General features: G+C 67.6%; 13 protein-coding genes. 5 read left to right on the forward strand and 8 right to left on the reverse strand.

Annotated features, from left to right (window positions below; genetic code table 11):
• Positions 1–216 precede the first annotated feature (216 nt).
• The 5 genes from EPL01_RS13345 to EPL01_RS13365 all read right to left on the reverse strand — a co-directional run bounded on the left by EPL01_RS13345 (position 217) and on the right by EPL01_RS13365 (position 5,961).
• Positions 217–1,698 (reverse strand): small ribosomal subunit Rsm22 family protein, encoded by a 1,482-nt coding sequence (locus EPL01_RS13345; protein WP_135825774.1) that lies wholly within the window; start codon positions 1,696–1,698, stop codon positions 217–219.
• Complete coding sequence (locus EPL01_RS13350) at positions 1,695–2,510, reverse strand: prephenate dehydrogenase (protein WP_135825775.1); 816 nt, start codon at positions 2,508–2,510, stop codon at positions 1,695–1,697. Before EPL01_RS13350 ends, EPL01_RS13345 begins: the two co-directional genes overlap by 4 nt.
• A gap of 302 nt (positions 2,511–2,812) precedes the next feature.
• Complete coding sequence (locus EPL01_RS13355; RefSeq protein ID WP_135825776.1) at positions 2,813–3,352, reverse strand: GNAT family N-acetyltransferase; 540 nt, start codon at positions 3,350–3,352, stop codon at positions 2,813–2,815.
• Between the two features lie 101 nt (positions 3,353–3,453).
• Entirely contained in the window at positions 3,454–4,248 is a 795-nt protein-coding gene (locus EPL01_RS13360; protein ID WP_210424153.1) for an aldo/keto reductase, read from the reverse strand.
• A gap of 525 nt (positions 4,249–4,773) precedes the next feature.
• A complete protein-coding gene (locus EPL01_RS13365) occupies positions 4,774–5,961 on the reverse strand; it encodes a M24 family metallopeptidase (protein WP_135825777.1) in 1,188 nt (395 codons plus the stop codon).
• Between the two features lie 683 nt (positions 5,962–6,644).
• Between EPL01_RS13365 and EPL01_RS21720 the strand changes: the two genes are divergently transcribed.
• Positions 6,645–6,809, forward strand: a complete 165-nt coding sequence (locus tag EPL01_RS21720; protein WP_168215912.1) for a hypothetical protein — start codon at positions 6,645–6,647, stop codon at positions 6,807–6,809.
• Between the two features lie 50 nt (positions 6,810–6,859).
• Here the strand turns inward: EPL01_RS21720 and EPL01_RS13370 are convergent, their stop codons facing one another.
• Positions 6,860–7,408: a hypothetical protein gene (locus EPL01_RS13370; protein WP_135825778.1), complete on the reverse strand. Its 549-nt coding sequence runs from the start codon at positions 7,406–7,408 to the stop codon at positions 6,860–6,862.
• A gap of 85 nt (positions 7,409–7,493) precedes the next feature.
• On the opposite strand from EPL01_RS13370, the gene EPL01_RS13375 reads away from it, so the two are divergent.
• The 4 genes from EPL01_RS13375 (at position 7,494) to EPL01_RS13390 (ending at position 11,334) form a co-directional block, all read left to right on the forward strand.
• On the forward strand, positions 7,494–7,784 hold the full coding sequence (locus EPL01_RS13375) for a DUF8066 domain-containing protein (protein ID WP_246045699.1): 291 nt from the start codon (positions 7,494–7,496) through the stop codon (positions 7,782–7,784).
• Positions 7,785–7,854: 70 nt separating this feature from the next.
• Entirely contained in the window at positions 7,855–8,304 is a 450-nt protein-coding gene (locus tag EPL01_RS13380) for a universal stress protein (RefSeq protein WP_135825779.1), read from the forward strand.
• 57 nt (positions 8,305–8,361) lie between these two features.
• Positions 8,362–9,651, forward strand: coding sequence for a 3-phosphoshikimate 1-carboxyvinyltransferase (aroA, locus tag EPL01_RS13385; protein ID WP_135825780.1), 1,290 nt, complete (start codon positions 8,362–8,364; stop codon positions 9,649–9,651).
• A 444-nt stretch (positions 9,652–10,095) separates the two neighbouring features.
• Positions 10,096–11,334 (forward strand): alkaline phosphatase family protein, encoded by a 1,239-nt coding sequence (locus EPL01_RS13390; protein WP_135825781.1) that lies wholly within the window; start codon positions 10,096–10,098, stop codon positions 11,332–11,334.
• A 55-nt stretch (positions 11,335–11,389) separates the two neighbouring features.
• On the opposite strand, the gene EPL01_RS13395 is transcribed toward EPL01_RS13390, so the two are convergent.
• On the reverse strand, positions 11,390–12,136 hold the full coding sequence (locus tag EPL01_RS13395) for a hypothetical protein (RefSeq protein WP_135825782.1): 747 nt from the start codon (positions 12,134–12,136) through the stop codon (positions 11,390–11,392).
• Positions 12,133–13,422, reverse strand: a complete 1,290-nt coding sequence (locus tag EPL01_RS13400) for a PQQ-binding-like beta-propeller repeat protein (RefSeq protein WP_135825783.1) — start codon at positions 13,420–13,422, stop codon at positions 12,133–12,135. Before EPL01_RS13400 ends, EPL01_RS13395 begins: the two co-directional genes overlap by 4 nt.
• Positions 13,423–13,467: the final 45 nt, after the last annotated feature.

Below are 13,467 nucleotides of genomic sequence, written 5' to 3' on the forward strand. Positions count from 1 at the left end.
TTCGATTAGAGCACAGAGAGTCCATCTCATAGACGCTGTACTTTCATTCTAATCCAAAGGTTAAAAACATTCGTCACGCGCATCGAAACTCACTATTGAAAGCGTACACCGTAATAAACGGGCAAATAATCAATCCTGCCGCAACCAATGAAATAGAGTTTACATAAATATAATTGTATTAATAGGGGATGAAAACAATTATTAAACAAACAAATCCTATACCGGGACCGCATCAACAATCGTCTCCTCGTCTACAACCAGATTATACGCCTCCTCGTCGTCGTTCCACAGCGCCAGCACGCCCTCGAACGAGAGCAAGTCGCCGTAGTCCGCCCGCTTCAGGTCCCGGTTCAGCGAGGTCTCGCGGGTCAGCACCGCGAAGTGGTCCTCGGACTCGCTCCCGTCGCCGATCTTGAACAGCGGGTTGGCGTCGCCCTCGGCCAGCGAGTGGCTGAGTTTGACCGCCGCGAGGTCGATGCGCTGGGTGACGTGGCGGTCCATCTCGGCCATCTTGGCGACCCGGTCGGCGTCGGCGGTGAAATCCAGCTTTCGCCGACCGTCGGGGCGCAGAATCGAGTAGGCGAACTGCACGTCCGCGTTGACAAACTCGCCGCTTCCGGGGGCCGGGTGGTCCTCGGCGTCGCTCGCGCCTCCGGCACCGCCCCGGCTCCCGGCGTCCGGCCCGCGCTCGCCCTCGTCCAGCCTGCGCTGGAAGCCCGGAACTTCCAAGTCGGGTTTCACGTCGAAGGACCACCCGCGGTCGGTCGGGCGCTCGCCGGGCCAGAGCCGAAGCGTCGGCGAGAAGACCGAAACCTCGTCGCCCTCGTCGGCGATGGCGCGCTCGACCTCCCGCAGACCGATAGCCGTCTCGCGGTCGGCGGGTTCGATGGCGAGGAGCGCCCCGTCCTCGGCCAGCGCGTCGAGATACCGGCGGACGACCGCCTCGGGGTCGTCGAGTTCGTTGAGGACGTTGGCGAACAACAGCAAGTCGTACTCTCTGTCCTCCGGAACCTCGAACTCCTCGGCCAGTTCGCGGTGGCGTTCGGCGTGGAAGTTCCGGCCCGCGTCCTCGAGCATGTGGTCGAAGACCTCGGCCGCTGGGTCGCTCGGTTCGACCGCGTCGTAGCGCACCAGCGCGTCCTCGGGGAGGTAGTCCGCCACCCCGAGCGCCGGACCGCCGACGCCAGCGCCCACGTCGAGGACGCGGAGGTCCCGGTCAAGCAGGCCCTCCTCGCCGAGTTCGTCGAGGACGTACTGGACCACCGCGTAGTTGTCCGGCAGGTGGTAGACGGCGTAGCCGAGCGCGGCGGTCTCGCCGTACTCGACTGGGTTGTTCCAGTAGTAGTCCTCCTTCAGCTTGCGAATCGCCGCGCGCAACTCGTCGCCCGACTCGCCGTCCTGCCAGTCCACCCCGAACTTGCCCACCAGCAGGTCTTCGAGTCGGTGGCCGTACTCCGGCGGGAAGGCCTCGACGCCCCGGAAAGTCGGGGTAATCGGCCCCTCCTCGACCGGCGCGAAGGTTCGGTCCTCGCGCTCCACGAGACCGAGCGAGGCCGCCTCCTCGCGCAGAATCTGGCGGACGACGCCGGGATGGGGCTGGCTCTCTACGTACTCGGCGATTTCGTCGGCGTCGATCGGCCGGACGTTCCGGAGGTATTTGGCGTTATCGCGGACCTTCTGGCGTAGTTCGTCGTTCATGAGTCGTCCTTTTGTCCGTCTTCTGTCTCTCGTTTCGCTTCCGTCTCGGCGGTCTCTCGCTCTGCAATCGCGCTCTCGCTCGCTTCCCGGTACAGTTCCGCAAACTCGGACTCGTCGGCGTCGGCCAGACGCCTCGCGGCCTCGGCAACCCTGTCGGCCCCGCCGAAGGTCTCCTGAATCTCGGCGTAGACGGCGGGCGTGTTGCCCGTGACCTGCTCGGCGACCGCCGACAGCTCCTCGAAAATCGGGGTCGTCAGCCCCTCGGGGACCTCCTCGGCCGCGAGGGCGAACGAGAGTACTGCGGCATGGGTCCCGGCCTGCACCGTCTCCATCGCCTCGTCGTGTTCCTCGGGCGTCGTCTCCACGAGGAGGTTCCCGGCCGTCTCCAGCGCGTTCAGCATCGAATCGACCGTCGGTCCTCGCTGGTCGGCCACGACCGCCACGTTGCCGGGCGCGTTGGCCGAGGCGAACAGGGGGTGGAGGCTCACGCGTTCTCGCTCGGGGCCAGCGGAGCGCATCGCGTCCACCGGCCCGGTCATCTGGCCGGTCACGTCCACCAGCGCCTCCTCGGCCTTCGGTGCGTGGGCCTCGATGGCCGACTTCGCCGCCGAGACCGGCACCGCCACGCAAACCGCGTCGAATCGCTCGTCGGTCGAGAGCGAGACCGCCCGGCCGCCGACCGCGCTGGCGGCCGCCTCGGCAGTCTCGGGGTCGGTGTCGGCGAACGCCACGTCCGCCTCCTCGACGTGCGCCGCGACGACTTCGCCGAACCACCGACCCATCTCGCCCGCGCCGACGACGAGTAGCTTCATCGAGAGGAGATAGCCGGTCGGCTTTCAAAAGGAGTTCGCTACGAACCTTTGAGCAGGACGAGGAACTACCAGAGACGGAACTGTGAACGTTTCTTGAAGCCCCCGCCCGGTCGCGGTCGCTGGCCGGGATATTCGCGGCTCTCCGCACAGCCCGCCGCGAATAGTGGCCCGGCCAGACGACCACGTGAACGCGACCGGGCGGCCCCTTCATCCCACCCATTGTGGGTTGTCAAGCGAGCGCATTCCGGTGGATTGTCGAGAATTCGCATTCCGGTGGACTGCCCGACCAAGCTCTCGCCGCTCTACAGCGAGCGCGCCATCTCCAACTCCGCGCTCCCCGAGTCGCAGGACTCGAAGCCGACGCCGCGGTAGAGTTTGACCGCCGGGCGGTTCGTCCGCTGGACCGAGAGCCAGACGCGCTCGACGCCCAGCGACCGGCCCTGCCCGAGGAGCGCCCGGATGACGGCCGACCCGACGCCCGCCCGGCGGTAGTCCGGGTGGACGAACAGCGCGAGTTCGTGGCCCGGCCCGCCGTCGAGCAAAATGGCGTGGGCGACCGCCCGTCCGTCGTGCCACCCGACGACTTCGATGCCCTCCGAGAGCCTGTCGAGCCACTCCTCGCGCCGCCGGGGACTCGCTGGCGGGATGCCCTGTGCGCGGTCCGCCGGGCCGAAATCGTCGTACATCTCGGCCAGCGCCTCGCGCGTGTCGGTCGGAGAGTCGTCTGGAGAGGCGTCTGCCGAGCGGAACTGGAGGGTGCGCCCCTCGGCGTCGGTGACGGCGTGGGGCGGTCGCGGGAACTCGGGGCGGTCGGCGTCGGCGTCGGCGGCGTCCGCACTCATCTACCCATCACGGTTCGACCGAAGGAACTCCGGCAGTTAAAGATAATGGTCATTCATGATAAAGTTCCTAATATGCCCTTAGTGGGCACGTCTCGGGCGGGCTACTGGTTCCACGGGGCCTCGTCGGGGTCCACGATGCGCTCGCGCTCCTCGATGGAGTCGATTTTCTCGACGTCCTCGTCGTCCAACTCGACGCCGAGGCTCAGCCAGTTCTCGCGGAGATGCTCCTCGCTGGTCGCCTTCGGGATGGCGGTGACCTCCTTCTCGCGGAGCCACGCGAGGCTGATTTGCTGAGGCGTCGCGTCGTGCTTGTCGGCGACCTCCTGCAGTTCGTCCACGTCCGAAACGTCGCCGCGAGCGATAGGGGAGTAGGCCACCAGCTCCACGTCCACGTCGTCCTGCGCGCAGAACTGCCGGAGTTCGGTCTGCGGGAGGAGGGGATGCATCTCGACCTGATTAGCGAAGATGGGTTCCTCGGAGGCCTCGATGGCCTCCTCCAGCAGTTCGACCGTGAAGTTGCTCACGCCGATTTCCTCGATGAGACCTTCGTCGCGGAGTTCCGCGAAGGCCTCCATCGTGTCGGTGGGTTCGTACTCGCCCATCGGCCAGTGGACGTACAGCAGGTCCACCGAATCGACGCCGAGGCGTTCGAGGCTCTCCTCGGCGCTGGTCAGCACGTGGTCGTAATCGAGGTTGTCGGGGCTGACCTTGGTCGCCAGAAAGAGGTCCTCGCGCCCGATTTCGGCCTCCACGACGGCGTCGCCGACCGCGGTCTCGTTGTCGTAGCCCTCGGCGGTGTCGATGTGGCGGTAACCCATCTGGATGGCCTGCCGGACCGCCTCGACGCACTCGTCGTACTCTTCCATCTGGTAGGTGCCGAGACCGAGCATCGGCATCCCGTGGGCGGTCGGCGGCGAGCGGTCCGCGACCTCCTCGGAGATTCCCGCGGCCTCGGTTCCGGCGGGTTGCGCGCCTTCCACGTCTTCCTCGCCCGCCTCGCTCTCGCTCGCTTCGCCCTCGCGGTCCTCCTCTCGGGCCTCCTCTCGGGCCTCCTCGCCCGAGACGCTTCCCATCGAACCGGGCTGGTCGGTGGCCCCTTCGGCCGCCTGCGTCGCTTTCTCGCGGACCTCGCTGGCGGCCTCGCTCAGGTGGCCCTCCTCGCCCTCGGCGCTCGGCTCGCCCCTGCGCCGCCTGCCGAAAATGAACCCGGCCGCGAAGGCGACCGCGAAGGGAAGCCCCTTCTGTAGCAGACTGCTCCCGGCCCCGGTTTGGTCCCGCTGTCGCTCCTCTCGGTCGGCTCTCTCGGTCTCGCGTCCAAGCATGGCTTCTGAGTTCGAGAGTCGCGTACTTCCCCGTTGTGGCGGGTGCGATGCAAAAGAACGAGACCGGAGTCGAAACGCCGACCGAGTTCGACGCTCGGCCTACTCGACCTGCAACTGAATCGGATAATCGGTCAGGTTCTCGTAGCCGTCTTCGGTCACGACCACGAGGTCCTCGATGCGGATGCCGCCGACTTCGGGGTCGTAGAGGCCCGGCTCGATGGTGATGACGTGGCCCGGTTTCAGTTCGCCGCCGTCGGGGCTGACTCGCGGGAGTTCGTGCACGTCGAGGCCGATACCGTGGCCCGTGCTGTGGATGAAGCCGGTTTCGGCGTCGGGGTTGTTCCGGAGGGTGTCGTAGCCCTTCTCCTCGTAAACGTCGCAGACCGCGTCGTGGACCTCGCGCCCCGTGACGCCGGGTTCGACCGCGTCGAGGGCGGCCTCGAAGGCCTCGTGGGTGTCGTCGTACCGCTTTCGGACCTCCTCGGTGGGTTCGCCCTTCACGAAGGTCCGGGTCATGTCACCGTGGTACTTGGTGGACTTGTTCCGCGGGAAGATGTCGATGACGATGGTCTCTCCGGCTTCGAGGGGGCCGCTCCCGCGGTTGTGCGGCCCGGCGGCGTCCGCGCCGCAGGCGACGATGGTCTCGTCGAGTCCGCACCCGTGGCGCAGGAGCGTGACCTCTATCTCCTCCTTGACGCGCTCGCTGGTCAGGACCTCGCGCTCGCCGTCCTCCTCGTGGTAGAGCAGGCCGTCCTCGACGGTGGCCTCGGCCAGCATCTCCTCGGCGGCGGCCATCGCGGCCTCGTTGGCGCGCTGGGCCTCGTGGACGTGTTCGACCTCCTCGTCGGACTTGGTCGCGCGAATCCGGGTCACCACGTCGTCGGGGAGGACTTCGACCGAGACGCCCTGCTCGCGCAGGTCGTCGGCGGTCCCGAGGGGGAACCGCTCCGGCGCGGCGACCGACTCGACGCCGCGGTCCGCGAGGAACTCGGCGCAGGCCCGGTGTTCGGCCTCGGCGCGACCGTACTCGCCGACCTTCTCGTGGAAACCGTAGTCGGTGAGGCGAGCGACCTCGTCGGCGCGGCTCTCCTCGACCGCCCGGCCGTACTCCAGCCCGGAGACCAGCAGGTAGGTCCCGTCGGGCGTGTAGAGCGTGACGAAGGCGTCCGGCGCGTCGAAGCCCGAGAGGTACAACTGGTCGGACTCGCCGGAGTCGGCGTCGAGGAGGTAGCCGTCTACGCCAGCGTCACCGAGCGCGTCCGAGAGCGGGGATAGGTCTGGGTCCATACCTGCCGAAAGCGACCGAGGGCGGAAAACGATACGGGTTCCGGAACGCCTCGGAGATGGAGGTAAAGCTGAAACGGCAGTTTTGACTACCCCTGCGCTCGGAACCGCAGGAATCGATAGGGCCGCGGTGTCCTCGAAAGCCCTCGCGCGGTTCGCGGTCGTTCCGCCGGATATTCGCGGGCCTCTCCGCACAACCCGGCCCGCGAATAGGGTCGCCGGAGACGACCACGGTAAACGCCGGAAGACAAACCGCGTCTTCCGAGGTCACCCTCGCTCCGCTCGCGTGACCGCGAACCCCGCTCGCCCTTTCAGTCCGCCGAAGGGGTCGGTTTGTCCACCGGCAGAAACCAGTCGGTGGTCCCACTCTGCTGAACGTCGCCGGGTCTGCGGCCAGCGTGCGCTCGGTGGAACAGACCACTGGCAAACGCCCGATGGAACACCAAATAGGGTGGGATGAAGGGGCCGGTCGCTCGCGTTCAGTTTCGTCGTCTCTGTGGGCCACTATTCGGACCGGGCGTTGCGGAGCGGTCCGAATATCCCGCAGAGCGACCGCGAGCGACCGGGGGCTTCAGCGGACGACATCACAGCTCTGTTTCTTACAGTCCAATTACGGACTCCACCACAGTAACGACCGTACCGACCCAGAACCCAGCTTTATCAAATCAGCCGTCCAACACCTCGGCATGGGTTTCGCGGCGTCCCGGCCGGGGTGGCAGCGGGCGATTTTCCTCGTGCTGTTCGTCGCGGTCGTCATGGCCGTGGTGGACGCGTTCCGCGAGGAGACGCTGATTCTCGTCGCCGTCTTCGCGCTCCTCGGCGTGGACGACGACCGACCGGAGAATCGCTGAATCCGCCGCGAAAGCAATCCAAACATTGCTTTAGAAAACAAAAACAATTCCTATCGGCGTGTCTTCAATTCTCCGTCCCGTCGAACCGTCGAGTCCGGGCCGACGAAATACGTCGCGTACTGCGTGAAGTAGTCGGCGTGGACGGTCGTCTCGCCTTCGCCGGAGTTGGCCCACGCCGAACACCAGACCACGACCTGAAAGCCCTCGCCGTACGCTTCGACCGAATCGACGCCGCACTCCCGATGCACGTCGGTCGAACCGTCGCGGTAGAGGAGGTTGTACACCCACCGACGCTCGAAGGCCCAGACGTACTCGCGGACGCTCTCGGCGGTCAGGTCCGCCGGGCGCTCGGGCCGGGATTTCGGCCCCTCGGGGAACTCGGCGGACGCCTTGTTCTTCGACCCTTCCGGAACCGAGGAGTCCTCCCCGGGGGTGCGGGTCGCCTCGCTTTCGGTGGTCGAGTCCTCGGTCTCGTCGGCCGACTCCTCGGCGTCGAGCGCGCCGGAGACGCACCCCGCGAGCGACCCGGCGAGCGCGAGCGTTCCGGCCCGGAGGAGGCGGCGTCTCGACCGGGACAGACGGCGTCTCGACGGTGGCACGTCCGGGGCGACTCGGCGGCGCGGTAAATACGTTTCCCGACAGGACGACGAAAAGTATTCCACCTCGGCGTTCGTGGCGAGTGTCATGTCCCCGGACGAACCGCCACGGCGAGGATACGAACCCTCGCCCAACCTCAAAATCGCGCTCGGAGCGATTGCGCTCGTCGTCGTCCTGTACAGCATCGTCGTCGCAACCCGGCCGCTCCTCGGCGTGACGTTCGTAGTCTGGCTGTTCGGACTCTACCTCCTCTGGCGGTTCTTCCACCTCGCGGCGCGGTTCGTCCGGGCAATTGAGCGCATCGCCGACGCGATGGAGTCGCCCGGGCGAAGCGAAGCAATCTCCGACCGCGAACCAGAGCGCGAGCGAGAGGTCTGAGTTTCTTTCGTCCCGATTTCCGGTCGTCCCGGCCGCAATCCAAATCACCGCGCGCGTCGAAGTATCCCGCATGAGATACCTCGTCGCGGTCGACGGCTCCGAGTCCAGCATGGCGGCGCTCCGGTACGCGGTCGAACAGGCCGCCGCGACCGGCGCGGAAATCGTCGCGGTCAGCGTCGTCGTCCCCGAGCAGTTCTTCACCGGCGGAGACGACCCGCCGATGAGCTACGCCGAGGCCGCCGACGAACTCGTGGCCGAGGACGTCGAAGACGCCGAGGAGGACGCCCAGCAGGCCCTCGACGAGGCGCTCGAAGTCGGCGAGAAAACCGGCGTCGAGGTCGAGACCGGCATGCTCTACGGCGAACCGGTCGAGGTCCTGACCGAGTACGCCGACGACAACGATTTCGACGCCATCTTCGTCGGCCACCGCGGCCTCTCCGAGGAGTACGAGGGGCTGGTCGGTTCCACCGCCAAGGGAATCGTCGGGCGCGCGACGGTCCCCGTGACGGTCGTTCGATAGGCGAGACGAATTGCGCCCTCCGGTATTCTGATACGCCCTCGGGTCGTCGGGCCGGACATGGACGTAGAAATCGAGCCATCGACGCTCTCGGGGACGGCCCGCGCGCCCTCCTCGAAAAGCTACACTCACCGGGCGATTCTGGCCGCGGGGTACTCCGGCGGCGCGCTGGTCTACGACCCGCTCGTCAGTGCCGACACGAAGGCGACGATGCGGGCGGTGGACGCCTTCGGCGGGGACGTGGAACGGAAATCGGACCACCTCGAAGTAGACGGGTTCGACGGCAAACCCGAGGTCCCCGGCGACGTGCTGGACTGCGCGAACAGCGGGACGACCATGCGACTCGTGACTGCGGCCGCCGCGCTCGCCGACGGGATGACGGTCCTGACCGGCGACAGCTCGCTGCGCTCGCGGCCTCACGGCCCGCTTCTGGACGCCATCGAGGAGCTAGGCGGTCGGGCCGAAAGCACCCGCCGGAACGGGCAGGCACCCCTCGTCGTGGGCGGCCCCATCTCCGGCGGCGAGGTGTCGATGCCCGGCGACGTCTCCTCGCAGTTCGTCTCGGCCCTGCTGATGGCCGGGGCCGTCACCGACGAGGGCATCGACATCGAACTCGAAACCGAACTCAAGTCCGCGCCCTACGTGGACATCACCATCGAACTGCTGGACGAGTTCGGCGTCGAGGCCGGGAAGCGTGCAGATTCCTACCGCGTCGAGGGCGACCAGTTCTACGAACCCGAGGACGGCGAGTACCACGTGCCGGGCGACTTCTCCTCGATTTCGTACCTCCTCGGGGCGGGCGCAGTCGCCGCGAGAGAGGGCGAGGAGGTTCGGGTCCGAGGGGCCTACCCCAGCGCGCAGGGCGATTCGAAAATCGTCGGCGTCCTCGGTCGGATGGGGGCCGACGTGGACTGGAACCGCGACGACGGCGTCCTCACGGTCGAGCAGTCCGACCTCTCGGGCGTCGAGGTGGACGTGGGCGACACCCCGGACCTCCTGCCGACTCTCGCGGCGCTCGGCGCGGTCGCTGACGGCGAGACTCGCATCGTCAACTGCGAACACGTCCGGTACAAGGAGACCGACCGCGTGACCGCGATGGCCGAGGAGTTGGAGAAAATCGGCGCGGAGACCGAGGAGCGCGAGGACGTCCTCGTCGTTCACGGCGACGAGAGCGACCTGACCGGCGGCGTCGTGGACGGTCGGGGCGACCACCGCATCGTGATGGCGCTCGCGCTCGCCGGTCTGGCGGCCGACGGCCCGACGACCATCTCGGGAGGAGAACACGTGGACGTGTCCTTCCCCGACTTCTTCGAGGTCCTCTACGAACTCGGCGCGACCGTGAATCGGTAATCGCTCGCAACCGAGAATTGCCCGGAGACGTGAATCGCCCGGAAACGCGGTTTCCGGGCGATGGACAGCAGGCCGACCAACCGTCGAGGATGCGCTCGACTGACCAACCGCCGAGAAAGAGCTTATTCGACCAGTCCACCGTGGGTGGGATGAAGGGGCCGCCCGGTCGCGGTCACGCGAGCGAAGCGAGGGTGACCTCGGGAGACGCGGTTTGTCTCCCGGCGTTCAGTTTAGTCGCCTGAGCAGGCAACTATTCGGTGCGCGGGCGGTGCTGAGAGCGCACCGAATATCCTGCTCAGCGACCGCGACCGGGCGGGGGCTTCAATAAACCTGCTTCCAAGTATTCTCGGCAGTCTTTCCGACTGCTCTTTTTGTGCTTACTGTTTTTCACCCCCTCCCACACCATCGACACTTATTTTCCCCGAGTAGTCGAACCCCCGCCAAATGCTCCGAACCGACGTGGCCGAGGACCTCCGGCGGGAGTTCGGCGAGGAGGGTCTCCTCTTTCCGGACTACGAGGGCTACTGCTTCGCTAACGTGCCCCACACCGTGGCGTCCCTCCTCGGTGCCGACACCGGTCGCACCTTGCCCGAGGACGCGCTGGCCGACGTAGGGGACGACGAGGTCGAGAACGTCCTCGTCGTGCTGGTCGATGGCCTCGGCTTCCGGCAGTGGCGGCGCGAGCGCGACCACCACGGACTCCTCGACCGACTGAGTTCCGCGGCGCGAATCACCCCCCTCACGTCCATCTATCCGAGCGAGACCGCCGCGGCGATGGAGACGTTCCACACCGGGTCGCTCCCGGCCGAACACGGCGTCGTCGGGTGGAACGTCTACGAACCGACCGCCGACGAGGAGTTCGAGGCCCTGCCGTTCCTGAACAAGGACGGCGAGAGACCGGCCATCTCGCGCGAGGAGCTTTCGGCCGCCGAGTCGCTCTACCCCGAGTTGGCCGCGGACGGCATCTCGGCTCATCACGTCGTGCCCTACGAGACGACCCACGAGGGCGCACGGCGCCACGGCTACGAGACGCTGGAAGAGTTCGCCGAGGTTGTCCCCGAAACCGTCGAGGCGGCCGACGCGCCGTCGTACTGCTTCGCCTACCTGCCCCACGTGGACGCCGAGGCCCACCGGACGGGCACCGACTCGGCGGACTACCGCGAGACGGTCGGCGAGGTCCTCTCAGCGGTCGAATCGGCGCTCGCGGGCCTCGACGGCGACACCGCCGAGGAGACGCTGGTGGTCGTCACCGCCGACCACGGGCACGTCAACACCGACCCCGAGCGCAACGTGAATCTGGACCGCCGCGAGGCGTTGGTGGCCGCGCTCCGCCAGCACGCCGACGGCACGCCCGTCAAGTTCTCGGGGAGTCCGCGCAACGTCCACCTCCACTTGCGGGCGGACCGCGTCGAGGAGGTCGCCGAGGCCCTGCGCGCCGATTTGGACTCCCGAGTGTTCGAGCCTGCCGAAATCTTCGACCGCGAGCTATTCGGCGACGTGGGGCCCTCCGAGACCTTCCGGCGGCGGCTCGGCGACGTGGTGGTCTCTCACCGCAATCTCGGCGTCTGGTGGGGCGACGAGGAACCCGATAATCTGGGATACGTCGGGATGCACGGCGGTCTCCACCCCGAGGAGATGCTGGTGCCGTTCGCGGCGATTCGAGCCGACGAACTGGTCGAGTGACTGGGATAAAATTATATTTATTTATTAAAGATAAGTTTTGGTTGCTTAAAGTGGTTCAAAGTTGCGTTTCTCCGCCCGTCCGCCGAATCACCGCCGCGACGACGCCCGCGTGGACTGCGGCCATCGCCCCGCTCCCGACCGGTCCCGCCAGCGGCGCGCTCGCGAGCAGGTGATTCGCCAGCCCGACGACGAGGACGACGCCGAACAGCGACCAGCCGTGGCCCCGCGTCTCGGTCCAACTCCGCCGGAGCGCGGTCCCGACCGACTCGCCGAGGACGAGGCGACCGGGGAAGGGGACCAGACGGACCGTCACGACGAGGAAGGCCACGATGAGCGGAATCCCGATAAGCACGGCTCCGCCCTCGAAGTCCACCCGACCGACACCGACCCCGAGGAGCGCCGCGACGAGGCCGTACCGCGCCAGCGCCGGGAGCGTGAGTCGCGTCTCCAGCAACCGACTCAGGGCGAACGCGCTCGCCGCGACGACGGCGAGGAAGGCGACGAGTTCGAGGCCGACCGCGGTCGCCAGCCACCGCGACTTGAGGTGGAGCAGGGCCGAGGGCGGCACCGTCGCCCGCGAGACGACCGACACCACGAACTCGAACGCGACGGTCACCCGACCGTCCTGAATCCCCTCGTAACCGGCGGTCGGAACCGGACTCCGAAGGAGATACCAGTCGGCCCCGGCGACGAGTGCGCCCGCAAGCAGGAGCGCCACCGACGCCGCCGGATTCGCCGCGAGTCGGTCGCGGGCGTCGGCGAGGAGGCCGGTCGTCGAGAGCGAGGAGTCCTCCTCGGTCATGGCTCCTCCAGCGCGTAGACGTGCCCGTCGCCAATCGCGTACAGCGTCTCGCCGACCAGCGCGGCCGGGGACCACGGACCGTGGGTGTCTGCATCCTTACCGAACTGCCACCGGAGGTGGCCGTCTCCGGCGTCCACGGCGGCCATCCCGCCGTCCTCCGTCGGGACGTACACCACGCCGTCGGCGACCGAGGGCGGCGCGAACTGGGGCGTCTCCTCCGGCGCGGTCTCGCTCCGCCAGCGTTCGCTCCCGTCGGCCGCGTCCACGGCGACGAGATAGCTGTCGTCCTCTCCTCGGAACCCGGCGTAGGCGACGCCCTCGGCCAGCGCGACCGCGCCGTAGTCCCGCGAGAACTCCTCGGGTGCGAACTCCCAGCGCGTCTCGCCGTCGTAGGACAGGCCCGCGAGACCGTCGTCCGTGGCGACGACCAACTGGTCCGGCCCGGCCGTCACCGAGAGCGGCGGGGCGACATCGACTTCGGCGTCGAATCGGTCCTCGCCGGTTTCGAGGTCGTAGCCGCGAACGCCGCCGGGGTACTCGGCGGCGTAGACCGTCCCGCGGTGGACCGCCGGACGGCGCGTGTCCACGTCTTTCCGCCAGCGAGTTTTCCCGCTACTCGCGTCGATTGCGCGGAGTTCGTCCGTCGCGGCGACCAGAATCGTCCCGCCCGCCACGACCGGCGGCGAGGTCTGGGGTTCCGCCCCGAAGAAAGCCGTCTGTCGGTCGCTGTCTCCGCCTTTCCACCGCGTCACGCCGAGGTGGGACCCTAAAATCCTCAGGCCGCCGTTGGCGTGGAGACCGGTGACGCCCCGCGAGGAGGTGACTGCGAGCGTCGGCGACCGGTAGGCCCGGGCCGAGGCGACCGCCGGGGGCGTCCGAGAACGACGGGCGACGCGGAACTCGACCGCGCCCGTCTCGGCGTCGAGGACCAGCAGTTCTCGCCCGGCGGCGTACACCCGACCCTCGGCCACGATTGGAGTCGGCGCGTAGCCGAATCCGCGGTCGATGTCGATTTCGCGCTTCCAGCGGACTGCCGCGCCGTCTTTCGGCGGGGTGGCAGACGGCGCGTGGTTCCGGCCCGCGGGGTCGTGCTGTGCCATCGGCCACGCTCCGCCGGGGGCTGAATCTGAGAGGAACGAGCGAGTGGCGGGCGGCGAGCGAGTGGAGGACGACGAACGACCGGTGGCAGTCGAGCGAGCAGACGTGAGAAGCCGACTGCTCCCGAGCGCCCCGGCGACTGCGCCCGAGGCGGCCAGTAGGCGGCGTCTTGTCGGAGAGGGAACCATACTCGGGGCGTCTGTCCGCGGACGAAATAACAGTTGGGTAATGAG

This window comes from Halorussus ruber, from assembly GCF_004765785.1.
In the GTDB taxonomy this organism is placed as follows: Archaea; Halobacteriota; Halobacteria; order Halobacteriales; family Haladaptataceae; genus Halorussus; species Halorussus ruber.

Bases quoted from the DNA above. Each gene is read 5' to 3' on its own strand.
- EPL01_RS13345 (WP_135825774.1), bottom strand. From the start codon at position 1,698: ATGAACGACGAACTACGCCAGAAGGTCCGCGATAACGCCAAATACCTC.
- EPL01_RS13350 (WP_135825775.1), bottom strand. From the start codon at position 2,510: ATGAAGCTACTCGTCGTCGGCGCGGGCGAGATGGGTCGGTGGTTCGGC.
- EPL01_RS13355 (WP_135825776.1), bottom strand. From the start codon at position 3,352: ATGAGTGCGGACGCCGCCGACGCCGACGCCGACCGCCCCGAGTTCCCG.
- EPL01_RS13360 (WP_210424153.1), bottom strand. From the start codon at position 4,248: ATGCCGATGCTCGGTCTCGGCACCTACCAGATGGAAGAGTACGACGAG.
- EPL01_RS13365 (WP_135825777.1), bottom strand. From the start codon at position 5,961: ATGGACCCAGACCTATCCCCGCTCTCGGACGCGCTCGGTGACGCTGGC.
- EPL01_RS21720 (WP_168215912.1), top strand. From the start codon at position 6,645: ATGGGTTTCGCGGCGTCCCGGCCGGGGTGGCAGCGGGCGATTTTCCTC.
- EPL01_RS13375 (WP_246045699.1), top strand. From the start codon at position 7,494: ATGTCCCCGGACGAACCGCCACGGCGAGGATACGAACCCTCGCCCAAC.
- EPL01_RS13380 (WP_135825779.1), top strand. From the start codon at position 7,855: ATGAGATACCTCGTCGCGGTCGACGGCTCCGAGTCCAGCATGGCGGCG.
- aroA (WP_135825780.1), top strand. From the start codon at position 8,362: ATGGACGTAGAAATCGAGCCATCGACGCTCTCGGGGACGGCCCGCGCG.
- EPL01_RS13390 (WP_135825781.1), top strand. From the start codon at position 10,096: ATGCTCCGAACCGACGTGGCCGAGGACCTCCGGCGGGAGTTCGGCGAG.
- EPL01_RS13395 (WP_135825782.1), bottom strand. From the start codon at position 12,136: ATGACCGAGGAGGACTCCTCGCTCTCGACGACCGGCCTCCTCGCCGAC.
- EPL01_RS13400 (WP_135825783.1), bottom strand. From the start codon at position 13,422: ATGGTTCCCTCTCCGACAAGACGCCGCCTACTGGCCGCCTCGGGCGCA.